Raw genomic sequence first — 12871 nt, 5'->3', positions numbered from 1 at the left:
TCAGCTCTTCTTCGGCTCGGCCTCCACCGCTTCCGGCTCGGCCTTGCCCTCCGCCGCGTCCTGCGCCTTGTCCTGCGGGCTGTCCTGCGCCTTTGCCTCGGCCTTGTCGTGGGCCTCGGCCTCGGCAGACTCCGTCTCGGCGGCAGCCTTGTGCTCCGTCTCCTCGGCGCCCTCGGCAGGGGCGTCGTCGGAGGCGCCGGGTTCGACCACGGCCTCGCGGCCCGGGCGCTTCTTCGCCGAGACCACGATGTACGTCACCGCCAGCAGGAAGACGATCAGCGCCGTCCAGTCGTTGAGGCGGATGCCCAGGAAGTGGTGGGCGTCGTCGACGCGCATGTACTCGATCCAGCCACGGCCCACGCAGTAGGCGGCGACGTACAGCGCGAAGGCCCGGCCATGGCCCAACGTGAAGCGGCGGTCGGCCCAGATGACGAGCAGCGCGACGCCGATGCACCACAGCGACTCGTACAGGAACGTCGGGTGGTAGTACCCCGGCACCCGGCCGCCCTCGGAGGAGGTGATGTGCAGCGCCCAGGGAACGTGCGTCTCGCGCCCGTACAGCTCCTGGTTGAACCAGTTGCCCCAGCGGCCGATGGCCTGTGCGAGGGCGATACCGGGCGCGACGGCGTCGGCGTACGCGGGCATCGGGATGCCCCGGCGCCGCGCCCCGATCCACGCCCCGAGCGCGCCCAGGGCGATGGCGCCCCAGATGCCCAGGCCGCCCTCCCACACCTTGAAGGCGTCCACCCAGTCACGGCCCTTGCTGAAGTACAGCTCGTAGTCCGTGATCACGTGGTAGAGCCGGCCGCCGACCAGGCCGAACGGCACGGCCCAGACCGCGATGTCGGCCACCGTGCCGGCGCGGCCACCGCGGGCGACCCACCGCCTGTTGCCGAGCCAGACGGCGACGAAGACGCCGATGATGATGCAGAAGGCGTAACCGCGCAGCGGGATGGGGCCGAGGTACAGCACCCCGCGCGACGGGCTGGGAATGTAGGCAAGTTCCATGGCAGGGTCGACGCTACCGTGCCGGGCCGCGAGCACGGCAGGCAGCCCGGCTACGGCTCCATAACGGGCACGTGAGAAACGCCCTTACCCGCGGTCGGCCGCCTCCACCATCTGCTTGAGCTTGTCCGGGGTCAGCGTCTGGTCCTCGTAGATGTTCTTCCCGCCGAACAGGACGGTGGGCGTGCCGCCGTAGCGGGCGTCCTGGAAGGCCTGGTGGTTCTTGTCCACCCAGCTGTTGTGGGTGCCGTCCTTGACGCACTTCTGGAACGCGGGGGTGTCCAGGCCCTTCACCTTGCGCGCCAGGTCGATCAGCTTGGCGTCGTCCGCGAAGGCGTCGGTGGTCTCCGGCGGCTGGTTGTCGTACAGCACGTCGTGGTAGTCGCGGAACCTGCCCGCGTCCTGGGCGCAGGCCGCCGCGTTGGCCGCGTGCAGCGAGCCGCGCCCGCCCGTGTTGCCGTCGATCAGGCGGACCAGGTGGTACTCGATCCTGAGCTTGCCGGAGTCGGTCAGCTCGTGCAGCGTCGAGCGGTATCTCGTCTCGAAGGCCTGGCAGGCCGGGCAGCGGAAGTCCTCCCAGACCGTGAGCGTCGACTTGGCGCCGTCCTTGCCGACCGGGATCGCGAGGCTGTTCTTGCCCTGCGCGCCCGAGGGCGCCACGACCGGGCCCGCGCTGCTGCTTCCCTTGTTCTTGCCGGCGTTGGCGGCGATCACGCCGATCACCGCCGCGAGGCCGAGGACGCAGACGACGCTCGCGCCCACGATCAGCGTGCGCCGTCGCTTCTCCGCGGCCTTCTGCTTCGCGCGCTCGACCGCCAGCCGCTCCCGGGCGGTGCGCTTTCCGTCACGGTTCTTCTCGCTCACACCCCCAGAACGAACCGGGGAGGCGCAGCGCGCCTCCCCGGCCCGATGTCCACCCGTTCGAGTGACCGAATTGGGGTGTTACGCCTGTCCGCGCACGCCCTTCGCCAGCTCGCCGGCGAGCACCCGCACCGCCTCCAGGCCGGAGGGGTGGTCGGGGGCGTCCAGCATCCGCTTCACGAACGCCGAGCCGACGATGACGCCGTCGGCGAAGCCGGCGACCTCGGCGGCCTGGGCCGCGTTGGACACGCCGAGCCCGACGCACACGGGCAGCTCGGTGCCGGTCGCCCGGGTGCGCCCGACCAGGTCCTGGGCCTGCGCGCCGACGGACTCGCGGGTGCCGGTGACGCCCATGAGGGAGGCGGCGTAGACGAAGCCGCTGCCCGCCGCGGTGATCTGCGCGAGCCGCGCGTCCTTGCTGCTGGGCGCGACGACGAAGACGGTGGCGAGGCCGTGCTTGTCGGCGTGCTCCCGCCACAGCGCCGACTCCTGGACGGGCAGGTCGGGCAGGATGCAGCCCGCGCCGCCCGCCTCGGCCAGCTCGGCGGTGAAGCGCTCGACGCCGTAGCGGTCGATGGGGTTCCAGTACGTCATGACGAGGACGGGCTTGCCGGTGGCCGCGAAGGCCTCCTTGACCGTCCGCATGACGTCGGCGATCTTCACGCCGCCGCGCAGGGCGATGTCGTCGGCGGTCTGGATGACGGGGCCGTCGAGGACGGGGTCGCTGTGCGGCAGCCCCACCTCCACGACGTCCGCCCCGCCGTCGAAGACGGCCTTGATCGCCTCGATGCCGCCGTCCACGGTCGGGAACCCGGCCGGGAGGTAGGCGATGAGCGCGGCGCGCCCGTCCGCCTTGGCGGCGGCGAGGGTGTCGGTCAGCAGCTGCACGTTCCCGCTCACTTGGCGTCCCCCTCGATCTCGGCGGTGTCGGCCTCGTTGGCGGCCACCTGGGCGTCGGTGTCGTAGAGGCCGAAGTAGCGGGCCGCGGTGTCCATGTCCTTGTCGCCGCGGCCGGACAGGTTGACGACGATGAGCCCGTCCTCGCCCAGTTCCCGGCCGACCTCCAGGGCGCCGGCGAGGGCGTGGGCGCTCTCGATGGCCGGGATGATGCCCTCGGTGCGGGACAGCAGGCGCAGGGCCTGCATGGCCGCGTCGTCGGTGACCGCGCGGTACTCGCCGCGGCCGGAGTCCTTGAGGTAGGAGTGCTCGGGGCCGATGCCCGGGTAGTCCAGGCCGGCCGAGATGGAGTAGGGCTCGGTGATCTGGCCCTCCTCGTCCTGCAGGACGTACGACCGGGAGCCGTGCAGGATGCCGGGTTCACCGGCGGTGAGGGTGGCGGCGTGCTCACCGGTCTCGATACCGTGTCCGGCCGGCTCGCAGCCGATGAGGCGGACGCCCTCGTCGGGGATGAAGGCGTGGAAGAGGCCGATGGCGTTGGAGCCGCCGCCGACGCAGGCGATGGCGGCGTCGGGCAGGCGCCCGGCGCGTTCGAGCAGCTGGCGCCGCGCCTCCACACCGATGACCCGGTGGAAGTCGCGGACCATGGCCGGGAACGGGTGCGGTCCGGCGACGGTGCCGAACAGGTAGTGGGTGTGGTCCACGTTGGCGACCCAGTCCCGGAACGCCTCGTTGATGGCGTCCTTCAGGGTGCGGCTGCCGGACTTCACGGCGACGACCTCGGCGCCGAGCATGCGCATGCGGGCGACGTTGAGGGCCTGGCGCTCGGTGTCGATCTCGCCCATGTAGATGGTGCATGCGAGGCCGAACAGCGCGCAGGCGGTGGCGGTGGCGACGCCGTGCTGGCCGGCGCCGGTCTCGGCGATGACGCGGGTCTTGCCCATGCGCTTGGTGAGCAGGGCCTGGCCGAGCACGTTGTTGATCTTGTGGGACCCGGTGTGGTTGAGGTCCTCGCGCTTGAGGAAGACCCGGGCACCGCCGGCGTGCTCGGCGAATCTCGGCACCTCGGTGAGGGCGCTGGGCCGGCCGGTGTAGTTCACGAGCAGGTCGTCGAGCTCGCGGGCGAACTCGGGGTCGGCCTTGGCCTTGTCGTACTCGACGGCGACCTCGTCCACGGCGGCGACGAGGGCCTCCGGGATGAACTTGCCGCCGAACGCGCCGAAGTAGCCCTCGGCGCTGGGCACCTGGCCGGTGGGGTCAGGGATGAAGAACTCGCTGGGCATGCGGATACCTCGCAGGGGCGTACGCCCCGGGTAGCTGGACTTGGGGTACGAATACGCGTGCGCTGCCCTGACGGTGCTTTCCCACCACCCTCCCCATGCTGTCGGGAAGGCCGGAGTGGGCAAAGGCCCGGGGTGCGGGGGGGGCGGAGCCCCTGGTGGTCCGGGCGCAACGAGGAGCACAGGTCGACCGGCGTGGGAGGACCGGCTCAGCTCACCGCAGGTGACAACGCACGGCCACGCCATCGCATCCCGTTCACCTGCCCGGGCTCGTCCCCGATCACATACCGCACCCGCCGCCCGTGCACCCGCCGCGCGGGCGCACGGCAGCCCCGGGGCCGGCAGCCCCGGGCGAGGCGGGCATAGGGGTCCCGCATCGCCGGCGTAGTGATCGAGAGCGTCATCGGCGGACAGCCTACCGAAGCTCAGCCCCGCCCGTGCCGCAGCGCGGGATGCTCCCCGGCGGCGACCAGGTCGGAGACGGCGGCCTTCGGGTCGCGCCCGGTGACGAGGGACTCGCCGACCAGCACCGCGTCCGCACCGGCGTTGGCGTAGGCGATCAGGTCGTGCGGCCCGCGCACCCCGGACTCGGCCACCTTGACGATGCCGTCGGGGATCTCCGGGGCCACCCGCTCGAAGGTGCCGCGGTCGACCTTCAGCGTCTTCAGGTTGCGCGCGTTGACGCCGATGATCCGGGCCCCCGCGTCCACCGCCCGCTCGACCTCGTCCTCGTCGTGCACCTCGACGAGCGGGGTGAGCCCGATGGAGACGGCCCGCTCGATCAGCGACTCCAGGGCCGGCTGGTCCAGGGCGGCCACGATCAGCAGCGCGAGGTCGGCGCCGTAGGCGCGGGCCTCCCACAGCTGGTAGGAGGTGACGATGAAGTCCTTGCGCAGGATGGGGACGTCCACGCGCGCGCGGACGGCCTCCAGATCGGCCAGCGAGCCGCCGAAGCGGCGCTGTTCGGTGAGGACCGAGATGACGGCGGCGCCGCCCGCCTCGTAGTCCGCGGCGAGACCTGCGGGGTCGGCGATCGCGGCCAGCGCGCCCTTGGAGGGGCTGGAGCGCTTGACCTCGCAGATCACCTTGACGCCGTCGCCCTTGAGCGCGGCCACCCCGTCCTTGGCGGCAGGGGCCTTCGCCGCACGCTCCTTGAGCTCGTCGAGGCTGACGCGCGCCTGCCGCTCCGCGAGGTCGGCACGGACTCCGTCGATGATCTCGTCGAGCACACTCACGCGAGCGGCCCCCTTTCAGACGGTCGTTCCTTCAGGTTGAAGCCCCGGGCGGGTTCTGCAACCCGGGGTTCGAAAACCCGTGGTCACTGCGATGGTATCCGCAGGACCGCACGGGCTTCGCATCCGCTCCGTCCCGGTCCCACTACCTGGACATTCGCCGGACGATCAAGGATGCAGCCAGCCACCGAACGGCAGGTTCCGGACAACGGTGAAGACGAGCAGCAGCGCGCCGACGCCCCATGTCTGCGCCGGCCCGAGGGCGAGCCGCACCGGCCGCCCGCGCACCGCGCGCACCGCCCAGAGGGTCCACAGCACCGCGAAGCCCAGATAGGCGGCCACGCCCAGCGCGTTGTCGTGCAGGGCGGCCGTGAAGTCACCGTGGATGAAGGCGTGCGCGCTGCGCAGCCCACCGCAGCCGGGGCAGTACAGCCCGGTCAGCCGGTACAGCGGGCACACCGGGTAGTGCCCCGGCTCGTCGGGGTCGACGGCGCCGACGTAGGCGAAGGCCCCGGCGACGGCCGCGAGGACCCCGCCCGGGACGGCGAGCCGGCTCCAGAGGGGGGTGGGTGTGGGCGCGGTACGGCTGTCGACTGTCACGCGGGCATTGTCCCCCGTGCCCTCGCCCCACGCGCGCGAGGGGCGGCCCGCACCAGGTCCTCCGGTGCCGGGCCGCCCCTCGTCGGACGCGCCGGTGCTCAGCTCTCGACGCCGGCCGGCTCGCGGGTCGGGGCGGCGACGGCGTGCGGGGTGGCGTGGGTCTTCTTGGGCTGGCCGAGGCCCATGGCGCGCATGACGCCGCCGACGACGCCGCCGAGCAGCACGATCACCATGCCGGCCCAGAAGCCGACCGGCTGGGCCATCACCATGAAGGCGCCCGCGACGCAGAAACCGATGAAGGCGATGGTGACGCCGGTCCAGGCGGCCGGGGTGTGACCGTGGCTGCTGCCCGCCATGACTTGCTCCTCGTTGCTGTGGACGTGTCGTAGTACGCGTCGTACGTCTCGTCGTACGGTGCCGAGCCCGCCCGTCACTGTCCGAGCCGGACGCTCTTCGTCCATTGTTCCGTACGCGCACGTGTGCCGGACGCGGGGGTGGCGTCTGGTTCGCCACATCCGGCGCGGTCAGGCGCCGGTGGGGTCCTCGCCGCGGTCCAGGGCCTTCCAGATCTCCTCGGGCCGCTCCGGGTCGGCCGGCCGGGCCGTGCGCCGGGGGCGCTCGGTGCCGCGCTCGTAGCGGCCGGACATGGCGGGCCACAGGCGGCCGTAGCGCAGGGCGAGCAGGCCGGCGAGCAGGAGCAGGACGCCGCCGACGGCCGCGACGTAGGGCCAGCCGGTGTGGCTGAGGGCGGAGACACCGGCCGAGGTGTCGCCGGTGGCCTGGGCGGCCTTCTCGTCCAGCGCGGAGCTGTCGGAGGCGCCGACGAGCGCCGCGGCCACGATGCCGGCGCCGGAGAGCGCGAGCAGGCCCGCCACCACGACGCGACCGGCCCGGCGCACGGCGAAGACCGCGACGAGCGCGGCGAGGCCCACTATGGCCAGGGCGGCGGGGACGCCGGTGACGTCGCTGCCCTTGGCGGTCAGCGGGAACGCGCCGCCGGCCACCGAAGCGGTGCCCTCCGACCAGCGCTGCCGCGTCGCGAGCAGCGCCACGGCCGCGCCGAGCGCACCGCACAGCAGGGCGACGGCGAGACTCCGCCGGCCGGATCCAGTGGGTGCGGCGGCTTCGGAACGGGGGTGAGGTACGGCAGTCACGCACACCACTATCGCTCGAACCCCGGGCGAACCGTCACCCGGGGTTCGTATGAGAAGCACCCCACTTGCCTGAGAAGCGCCCCACTTGACCGTGCAGGCGCCGCCGTGAGCGCCTCAGCCGCCCAGGCGGTTGGCCGTGTGCACTGCCCGCAGCACCGCCGCCGCCTTGTTGCGGCACTCCTGGTCCTCGGCGGCCGGGTCCGAGTCGGCGACGATGCCGGCGCCGGCCTGGACGTAGGCCGTGCCGTCCCGCAGCAGGGCGGTGCGGATGGCGATGGCGGTGTCGGAGTCGCCGGCGAAGTCCAGATAGCCGACGCAGCCGCCGTACAGGCCGCGCCGGGACGGTTCGAGCTCGTCGATGATCTGCATGGCGCGCGGCTTGGGGGCGCCGGAGAGGGTGCCCGCCGGGAAGCAGGCGGTGAGCACGTCGAAGGCGGTACGTCCCGGTGCCACGCGGCCGGTGACGGTGGAGACGATGTGCATGACGTGCGAGTAGCGCTCGATGGACATGAAGTCCACGACCTCCACCGAGCCGGGCTCGCAGACCCGGCCGAGGTCGTTGCGCCCGAGGTCGACCAGCATCAGGTGCTCGGCGCGCTCCTTGGGGTCGGCGAGCAGCTCGTCGGCGAGGGCCTGGTCCTCCTTGGGGGTGGCCCCGCGGTGCCGGGTGCCGGCGATGGGGTGGACCATCGCGCGCCCGTCCTCGACCTTCACCAGGGCCTCCGGGGACGAGCCGACGACGTCGAACCCGTCGAACCGGAAGAGGTACATGTACGGGGAGGGGTTGGTGGCCCTCAGGACCCGGTAGACGTCGAGGGCGCTCGCCGTGCACGGGGTCTCGAAGCGCTGCGAGGGGACGACCTGGAAGGCCTCGCCCGCGCGGATGCGCTCCTTGATGTCGTCGACGGCCCGCCGGAAGTCGGGGCCGCCCCACAGCGCGGTGTACTCGGGCAGCTCGGAGGGCGGCAGCACGGCCGGGGGCTGGGCGACCGCGCGCGTGAGGTCGGCCTCCATCGCGTCGAGCCGGGCCACGGCGTCGGCGTACGCCTCGTCGACGCCGGTGTCGAGGTCGTTGTGGTTGATCGCGTTGGCGATCAGCAGGACCGAGCCCTCCCAGTGGTCCATGACGGCGAGGTCGCTGGTGAGGAGCATGGTCAGCTCGGGCAGCTTCAGGTCGTCGCGCTCGCCGGGGCCGATCTTCTCCAGGCGGCGGACGATGTCGTAGCCGAGGTAGCCGACCATGCCGCCGGTGAAGGGGGGCAGGCCCTCCTGGTGGGGGGTGTGCAGGGTCTGCAGGGTGGCGCGCAGGGCGGCGAGCGGGTCGCCGTCGACGGGGACGCCGACGGGCGGGGTGCCGAGCCAGTGGGCCTCGCCGTCGCGCGAGGTCAGGGTGGCCGCGGAGCGCACGCCCACGAAGGAGTAGCGGGACCAGGAGCGGCCGTTCTCCGCGGACTCCAGCAGGAAGGTGCCGGGGCGTTCGGCGGCGAGCTTGCGGTAGAGCGCGACCGGGGTGTCGCCGTCGGCGAGGAGCTTGCGCGTGACCGGGATGACGCGCCGGTCGGTGGCGAGCTTGCGGAAGGTCTCGAGGTCCATGGCGGCAGACCTTACTGATCCGAGGACGGCTCGCCGGAACCGGCGCCGTCCTTGAGGAGGACGTCCGCGTCGAAGCAGGTGCGCGCACCGGTGTGGCAGGCGGCGCCCACCTGGTCGACCCGGACCAGCAGGGTGTCGGCGTCGCAGTCCAGGGCGACGGACTTCACCCGCTGGACGTGGCCGGAGGTGTCGCCCTTGACCCAGTACTCCTGGCGGCTGCGCGACCAGTAGGTGCAGCGGCCGGTGGTGAGGGTGCGGTGCAGCGCCTCGTCGTCCATCCAGCCGAGCATCAGTACCTCGCCGGTGTCGAACTGCTGGGCGATGGCGGGCAGGAGCCCGTCGGCGCTGCGCTTGAGGCGTGCGGCGATCTCGGGATCGAGGCTGCTGGGCCGGGGCGTACCGGTCGTACTGGTCATGGCTGCCATTGTGCCGCGCGGCACCGGCGGGGCCGGGTCCCTGTCCACTGCGCGGACGCGGCAGCGGGTCGTAGGCTGACTGTATGTCGACCTTCGCCCAGCGTGAACGGCTCTTGCTCGCCGACCTCTTGGAAACCGTGGGCCCCGACGCCGAGACCCTCTGCGAGGGCTGGCGCACCCGGGACCTGGCCGCGCACGTGGTGGTGCGCGAGCGCCGTCCGGACGCGGCCGGGGGCGCGCTGATCAAGCCGCTCGCGGGGCGCCTTGAGAAGGTGATGGCCGAGTACGCCGCGAAGCCGTACGAGGAGCTGATCCAGCTCATCCGCACCGGACCGCCGCGCTTCTCCCCCTTCCAGCTCAAGCAGATCGACGAGGCCGCCAACATCGTCGAGTTCTACGTGCACACCGAGGACGTGCGCCGGGCCCAGCCCGACTGGAGCCCGCGCGAGCTGGACCCGGTCTTCCAGGACACCCTGTGGTCGCGTCTGGAGCGCACCGCCCGGCTGATGGGCCGGGGCGTGCCGACGGGTCTGGTGCTGCGCCGTCCGGACGGCCAGACGGCGGTCGCCCACCGGGGCACTCCCGTGGTCACGGTGACCGGTGAGCCCTCGGAGCTGCTGATGTTCGCCTTCGGCCGGCAGGACGCGGCCAAGGTGGACCTGGACGGCGACGCGGACGCGATCGACACGCTGCACGCGTCCAAGCAGCTGGGCATCTGAGGCGGGCCCGGCCGTGATCAGGGTCGCGATGACCAGCGTGTACGTGGACGACGTGGCCCGGGCGCACACCTTCTACACGGAGGTGCTGGGCTTCGAGACCCGGCTGCGCATGGATCTCGGCGACGGCACGCCGTTCGTCACGGTCGGCGCACCCGCGGGCGCCCAGCCGGACCTTCAGCTGCTCCTGGAGCCCGGCCAGGGGCCCATCGCCGAGCCCTACCGCACGGCTCTGTACGAGCAGGGCATCCCGTGCATCGTCTTCTCCGTCGACGACCTGCCGGCGGAGTACGCCCGGCTGCGGGCCCTCGGGGTCCGCTTCACCCACCCGCCGCAGGAACAGGGGCCGGTCCTCGCGGCGGTCTTCGACGACACGCTCGGCAATCTGGTGCAGCTGGTTCAGCCGAAGGAGTGAAGCGGCCCGGGCCTACCTGACCGGATGCCCGGCCTCGCGCAGGGTCTGCTTGACCTCGCCGATGCGGAGGTCGCCGAAGTGGAAGACGGAGGCGGCCAGGACGGCGTCCGCGCCCGCCCGGACGGCCGGGGGGAAGTCGGTGAGCCGGCCGGCGCCGCCGGAGGCGATCACCGGGACGGTGACGTGCTTGCGGACGGCGGCGATCATCTCGAGGTCGTAGCCGTCCTTGGTGCCGTCGGCGTCCATCGAGTTGAGCAGGATCTCGCCGGCGCCGAGTTCGGCGGCCCGGTGGGCCCACTCGACGGCGTCGATGCCGGTGCCACGGCGGCCGCCGTGGGTCGTGACCTCGAAGCTCCCGGACTCGGTGCGGCGGGCGTCGACCGACAGCACGAGGACCTGACGGCCGAAGCGCTCGGCGATCTCGCGGATGAGGTCGGGGCGGGCGATCGCGGCGGTGTTGACGCCCACCTTGTCGGCGCCCGCCCGCAGCAGCTTGTCGACGTCCTCGGCCGTGCGGACGCCGCCGCCGACGGTCAGCGGGATGAAGACCTGCTCGGCGGTGCGGCGCACCACGTCGTAGGTCGTCTCCCGGTTGCCCGAGGAGGCGGTGATGTCCAGGAACGTCAGCTCGTCGGCGCCCTCGGTGTCGTACACCTTGGCCATCTCGACGGGGTCGCCCGCGTCGCGCAGGTTCTGGAAGTTGACGCCCTTGACGACCCGGCCGTTGTCCACGTCCAGGCAGGGGATGACTCGGACCGCCAGGGTCATGAATCCACGGCTCCTCTGTATGCCTCTAGTTCCACTTCGACCAGGATGCGCGGGTCGACGAAGCCTTCCACGACCAGCAGGGTGGAGGCCGGGCGGACGCTGTCGAACAGCTCCTTGTGGGCGCGGCCCACGGCGTCCACGTCCCGCGCATGGGTCAGGTACATCCGGGTGCGGATCACGGACCCGATGTCGAGCCCGAGCTCGCCGAGCGCCTCGAGCGCGCTGGTGAAGGCCACCTTGGCCTGTTCGTAGGGGTCGCCCTCCCCGTACAGCACACTGCCCCTGAAGGACGTCGTGCCGGCCACCAGCACCCGGTCACCCGCCGCGACGGCGCGTGCGAACCCGAAACTCTCTTCCCAGGGACTTCCGCTCTGCACACGCCGCACGGCATCGCTCATGACGACACAGCCTCCAAGGCCTCTTCCAGGGTGAACGCCTTCGCGTACAGGGCCTTCCCGACGATGGAGCCCTCGACACCGAGGGGTACCAGCTCGGCGATGGCGCGGAGGTCGTCGAGGGAGGACACGCCGCCGGAGGCCACGACCGGGCGGTCGGTCGCCGCGCAGACGTTCCTCAGCAGCTCCAGGTTCGGCCCCTGAAGGGTGCCGTCCTTGGCGATGTCGGTGACGACGTAGCGGGCGCAGCCCTCCTTGTCGAGGCGCTCCAGCGTCTCGTAGAGGTCGCCGCCGTCGCGGGTCCAGCCGCGGCCGCGCAGGGTCGTGCCGCGTACGTCCAGGCCGACGGCGATCTTGTCGCCGTGCTCGGCGATGACCTTGGCGACCCACTCGGGGGTCTCCAGGGCGGCCGTGCCGAGGTTCACGCGCGTGCAGCCCGTCGCCAGCGCGGCGGCGAGCGTGTCGTCGTCGCGGATGCCGCCGGACAGCTCGACCTTGATGTCCATGGCCCCCGCGACCTCGGCGATCAGGGCGCGGTTGTCGCCGGTGCCGAACGCGGCGTCCAGGTCGACCAGGTGCAGCCACTCGGCGCCGGAGCGCTGCCAGGCGAGGGCGGCCTCCAGCGGGGAGCCGTACGACGTCTCGGTCCCGGACTCGCCGTGCACGAGGCGGACGGCCTGGCCGTCGCGGACGTCGACGGCGGGGAGCAGTTCGAGCTTGGCCATGTCTCTACAGGGTTCCGATCCAGTTGGTGAGGAGCTGGGCACCGGCGTCGCCGGACTTCTCGGGGTGGAACTGGGTGGCCCACAGGGCGCCGTTCTCCACGGCGGCCACGAAGGGCTTGCCGTGCGTGGACCAGGTGACCTTGGGGGCCGCGATCACCGGGTTGTGCGTCTCCAGGGCCCAGTCGTGGACGGCGTAGGAGTGCACGAAGTAGAAGCGGGCGTCGGCGTCCAGGCCGGCGAACAGCTCGGAGCCGGCCGGGGCCTCGACGGTGTTCCAGCCCATGTGGGGCACGACGTCCGCCTGGAGCGGCTCGACCGTGCCGGGCCACTCGTCCAGGCCCTCGGCCTCCACGCCGTGCTCGATGCCGCGCGCGAAGAGGATCTGCATCCCGACGCAGATGCCCATCACGGGCCGGCCTCCGGACAGCCGCCGGTCGACCACCCAGTCGCCGCGCGCGGCCCGCAGGCCCTGCATGCAGGCCGCGAACGCGCCGACGCCGGGCACCAGCAGGCCGTCGGCGTTCATCGCCCGGTCGAAGTCCCGGGTGATCTCGACGTCGGCGCCCACGCGCGCGAGGGCACGCTCGGCGGAACGGACGTTGCCGAAGCCGTAGTCGAAGACGACGACCTTTTTCACAGAAGCGCTCAATTCCACACCTCCAGTCGCATGACGCCCGCGACGAGGCACATGCCCGCGCCGATCGACAGCAGCACGATCAGGCTCGTGGGCATCTTCTGCTTGGCGAAGGAGATGATCCCGCCGACCAGGAAGAGGCCGACGACGATCAGCAGGGTCGAGAGACCGTTCATGGGG

18 protein-coding genes are annotated in these 12871 nt (G+C 72.3%); 2 read left to right on the top strand and 16 right to left on the bottom strand.

What is annotated here, in order from left to right; translation table 11 throughout:
• The 11 genes from lgt to hisI all read right to left on the bottom strand — a co-directional run bounded on the left by lgt (window position 1) and on the right by hisI (window position 9038).
• Window positions 1-1008 carry a prolipoprotein diacylglyceryl transferase gene (gene lgt, locus ACZ404_RS17890; protein ID WP_468440860.1) on the bottom strand — a complete coding sequence of 336 codons (1008 nt, stop codon included), beginning with the start codon at window positions 1006-1008 and terminating at the stop codon, window positions 1-3.
• Window positions 1009-1092: 84 nt separating this feature from the next.
• Window positions 1093-1869: a DsbA family protein gene (locus tag ACZ404_RS17885; RefSeq protein ID WP_468440858.1), complete on the bottom strand. Its 777-nt coding sequence runs from the start codon at window positions 1867-1869 to the stop codon at window positions 1093-1095.
• A gap of 78 nt (window positions 1870-1947) precedes the next feature.
• Window positions 1948-2766 (bottom strand): tryptophan synthase subunit alpha, encoded by an 819-nt coding sequence (trpA, locus tag ACZ404_RS17880; protein WP_468440856.1) that lies wholly within the window; start codon window positions 2764-2766, stop codon window positions 1948-1950.
• Window positions 2763-4046 (bottom strand): tryptophan synthase subunit beta, encoded by a 1284-nt coding sequence (gene trpB, locus ACZ404_RS17875; protein ID WP_468440854.1) that lies wholly within the window; start codon window positions 4044-4046, stop codon window positions 2763-2765. Before trpB ends, trpA begins: the two co-directional genes overlap by 4 nt.
• Before the next feature lie 206 nt (window positions 4047-4252).
• Complete coding sequence (trpM, locus tag ACZ404_RS17870; RefSeq protein WP_468440852.1) at window positions 4253-4447, bottom strand: tryptophan biosynthesis modulator TrpM; 195 nt, start codon at window positions 4445-4447, stop codon at window positions 4253-4255.
• A 21-nt stretch (window positions 4448-4468) separates the two neighbouring features.
• Window positions 4469-5278 (bottom strand): indole-3-glycerol phosphate synthase TrpC, encoded by an 810-nt coding sequence (trpC, locus tag ACZ404_RS17865; protein ID WP_468440850.1) that lies wholly within the window; start codon window positions 5276-5278, stop codon window positions 4469-4471.
• A 165-nt stretch (window positions 5279-5443) separates the two neighbouring features.
• The gene (locus ACZ404_RS17860; protein WP_468440848.1) at window positions 5444-5875 is read right to left on the bottom strand and encodes a DUF2752 domain-containing protein; all 432 of its coding nucleotides are present in this window, start codon (window positions 5873-5875) and stop codon (window positions 5444-5446) included.
• Between the two features lie 98 nt (window positions 5876-5973).
• A complete protein-coding gene (locus tag ACZ404_RS17855) occupies window positions 5974-6231 on the bottom strand; it encodes an HGxxPAAW family protein (protein ID WP_468440846.1) in 258 nt (85 codons plus the stop codon).
• A gap of 168 nt (window positions 6232-6399) precedes the next feature.
• Window positions 6400-7038, bottom strand: a complete 639-nt coding sequence (locus tag ACZ404_RS17850) for a TIGR02234 family membrane protein (RefSeq protein ID WP_468440844.1) — start codon at window positions 7036-7038, stop codon at window positions 6400-6402.
• Window positions 7039-7143: 105 nt separating this feature from the next.
• Window positions 7144-8622: an anthranilate synthase component I gene (locus ACZ404_RS17845; RefSeq protein ID WP_468440842.1), complete on the bottom strand. Its 1479-nt coding sequence runs from the start codon at window positions 8620-8622 to the stop codon at window positions 7144-7146.
• Between the two features lie 11 nt (window positions 8623-8633).
• Window positions 8634-9038, bottom strand: a complete 405-nt coding sequence (gene hisI, locus ACZ404_RS17840) for a phosphoribosyl-AMP cyclohydrolase (protein ID WP_468440840.1) — start codon at window positions 9036-9038, stop codon at window positions 8634-8636.
• Window positions 9039-9121: 83 nt separating this feature from the next.
• Between hisI and ACZ404_RS17835 the strand changes: the two genes are divergently transcribed.
• On the top strand, window positions 9122-9757 hold the full coding sequence (locus ACZ404_RS17835) for a TIGR03085 family metal-binding protein (RefSeq protein WP_468440838.1): 636 nt from the start codon (window positions 9122-9124) through the stop codon (window positions 9755-9757).
• A gap of 13 nt (window positions 9758-9770) precedes the next feature.
• Entirely contained in the window at window positions 9771-10169 is a 399-nt protein-coding gene (locus ACZ404_RS17830) for a VOC family protein (protein ID WP_468440836.1), read from the top strand.
• Window positions 10170-10181: 12 nt separating this feature from the next.
• On the opposite strand, the gene hisF is transcribed toward ACZ404_RS17830, so the two are convergent.
• Genes hisF through ACZ404_RS17805 form a run of 5 tightly spaced genes read right to left on the bottom strand, consistent with a single transcriptional unit; the run spans window position 10182 to window position 12867 of the window.
• Window positions 10182-10937: an imidazole glycerol phosphate synthase subunit HisF gene (hisF, locus tag ACZ404_RS17825; RefSeq protein ID WP_468440834.1), complete on the bottom strand. Its 756-nt coding sequence runs from the start codon at window positions 10935-10937 to the stop codon at window positions 10182-10184.
• Entirely contained in the window at window positions 10934-11335 is a 402-nt protein-coding gene (locus ACZ404_RS17820) for a RidA family protein (protein ID WP_468440832.1), read from the bottom strand. Before ACZ404_RS17820 ends, hisF begins: the two co-directional genes overlap by 4 nt.
• Window positions 11332-12057 carry a bifunctional 1-(5-phosphoribosyl)-5-((5-phosphoribosylamino)methylideneamino)imidazole-4-carboxamide isomerase/phosphoribosylanthranilate isomerase PriA gene (gene priA, locus ACZ404_RS17815; protein ID WP_468440830.1) on the bottom strand — a complete coding sequence of 242 codons (726 nt, stop codon included), beginning with the start codon at window positions 12055-12057 and terminating at the stop codon, window positions 11332-11334. Before priA ends, ACZ404_RS17820 begins: the two co-directional genes overlap by 4 nt.
• A gap of 4 nt (window positions 12058-12061) precedes the next feature.
• Window positions 12062-12712, bottom strand: a complete 651-nt coding sequence (gene hisH / locus ACZ404_RS17810) for an imidazole glycerol phosphate synthase subunit HisH (RefSeq protein WP_468440828.1) — start codon at window positions 12710-12712, stop codon at window positions 12062-12064.
• On the bottom strand, window positions 12703-12867 hold the full coding sequence (locus tag ACZ404_RS17805) for a hypothetical protein (RefSeq protein WP_468440826.1): 165 nt from the start codon (window positions 12865-12867) through the stop codon (window positions 12703-12705). The genes hisH and ACZ404_RS17805 overlap by 10 nt, the downstream gene beginning before the upstream one ends.
• Window positions 12868-12871 lie beyond the last annotated feature (4 nt).

This window comes from Streptomyces sp. NPDC030798 (genome assembly GCF_055572275.1).
This window is presented reverse-complemented; position numbering and strand designations above follow the sequence as displayed.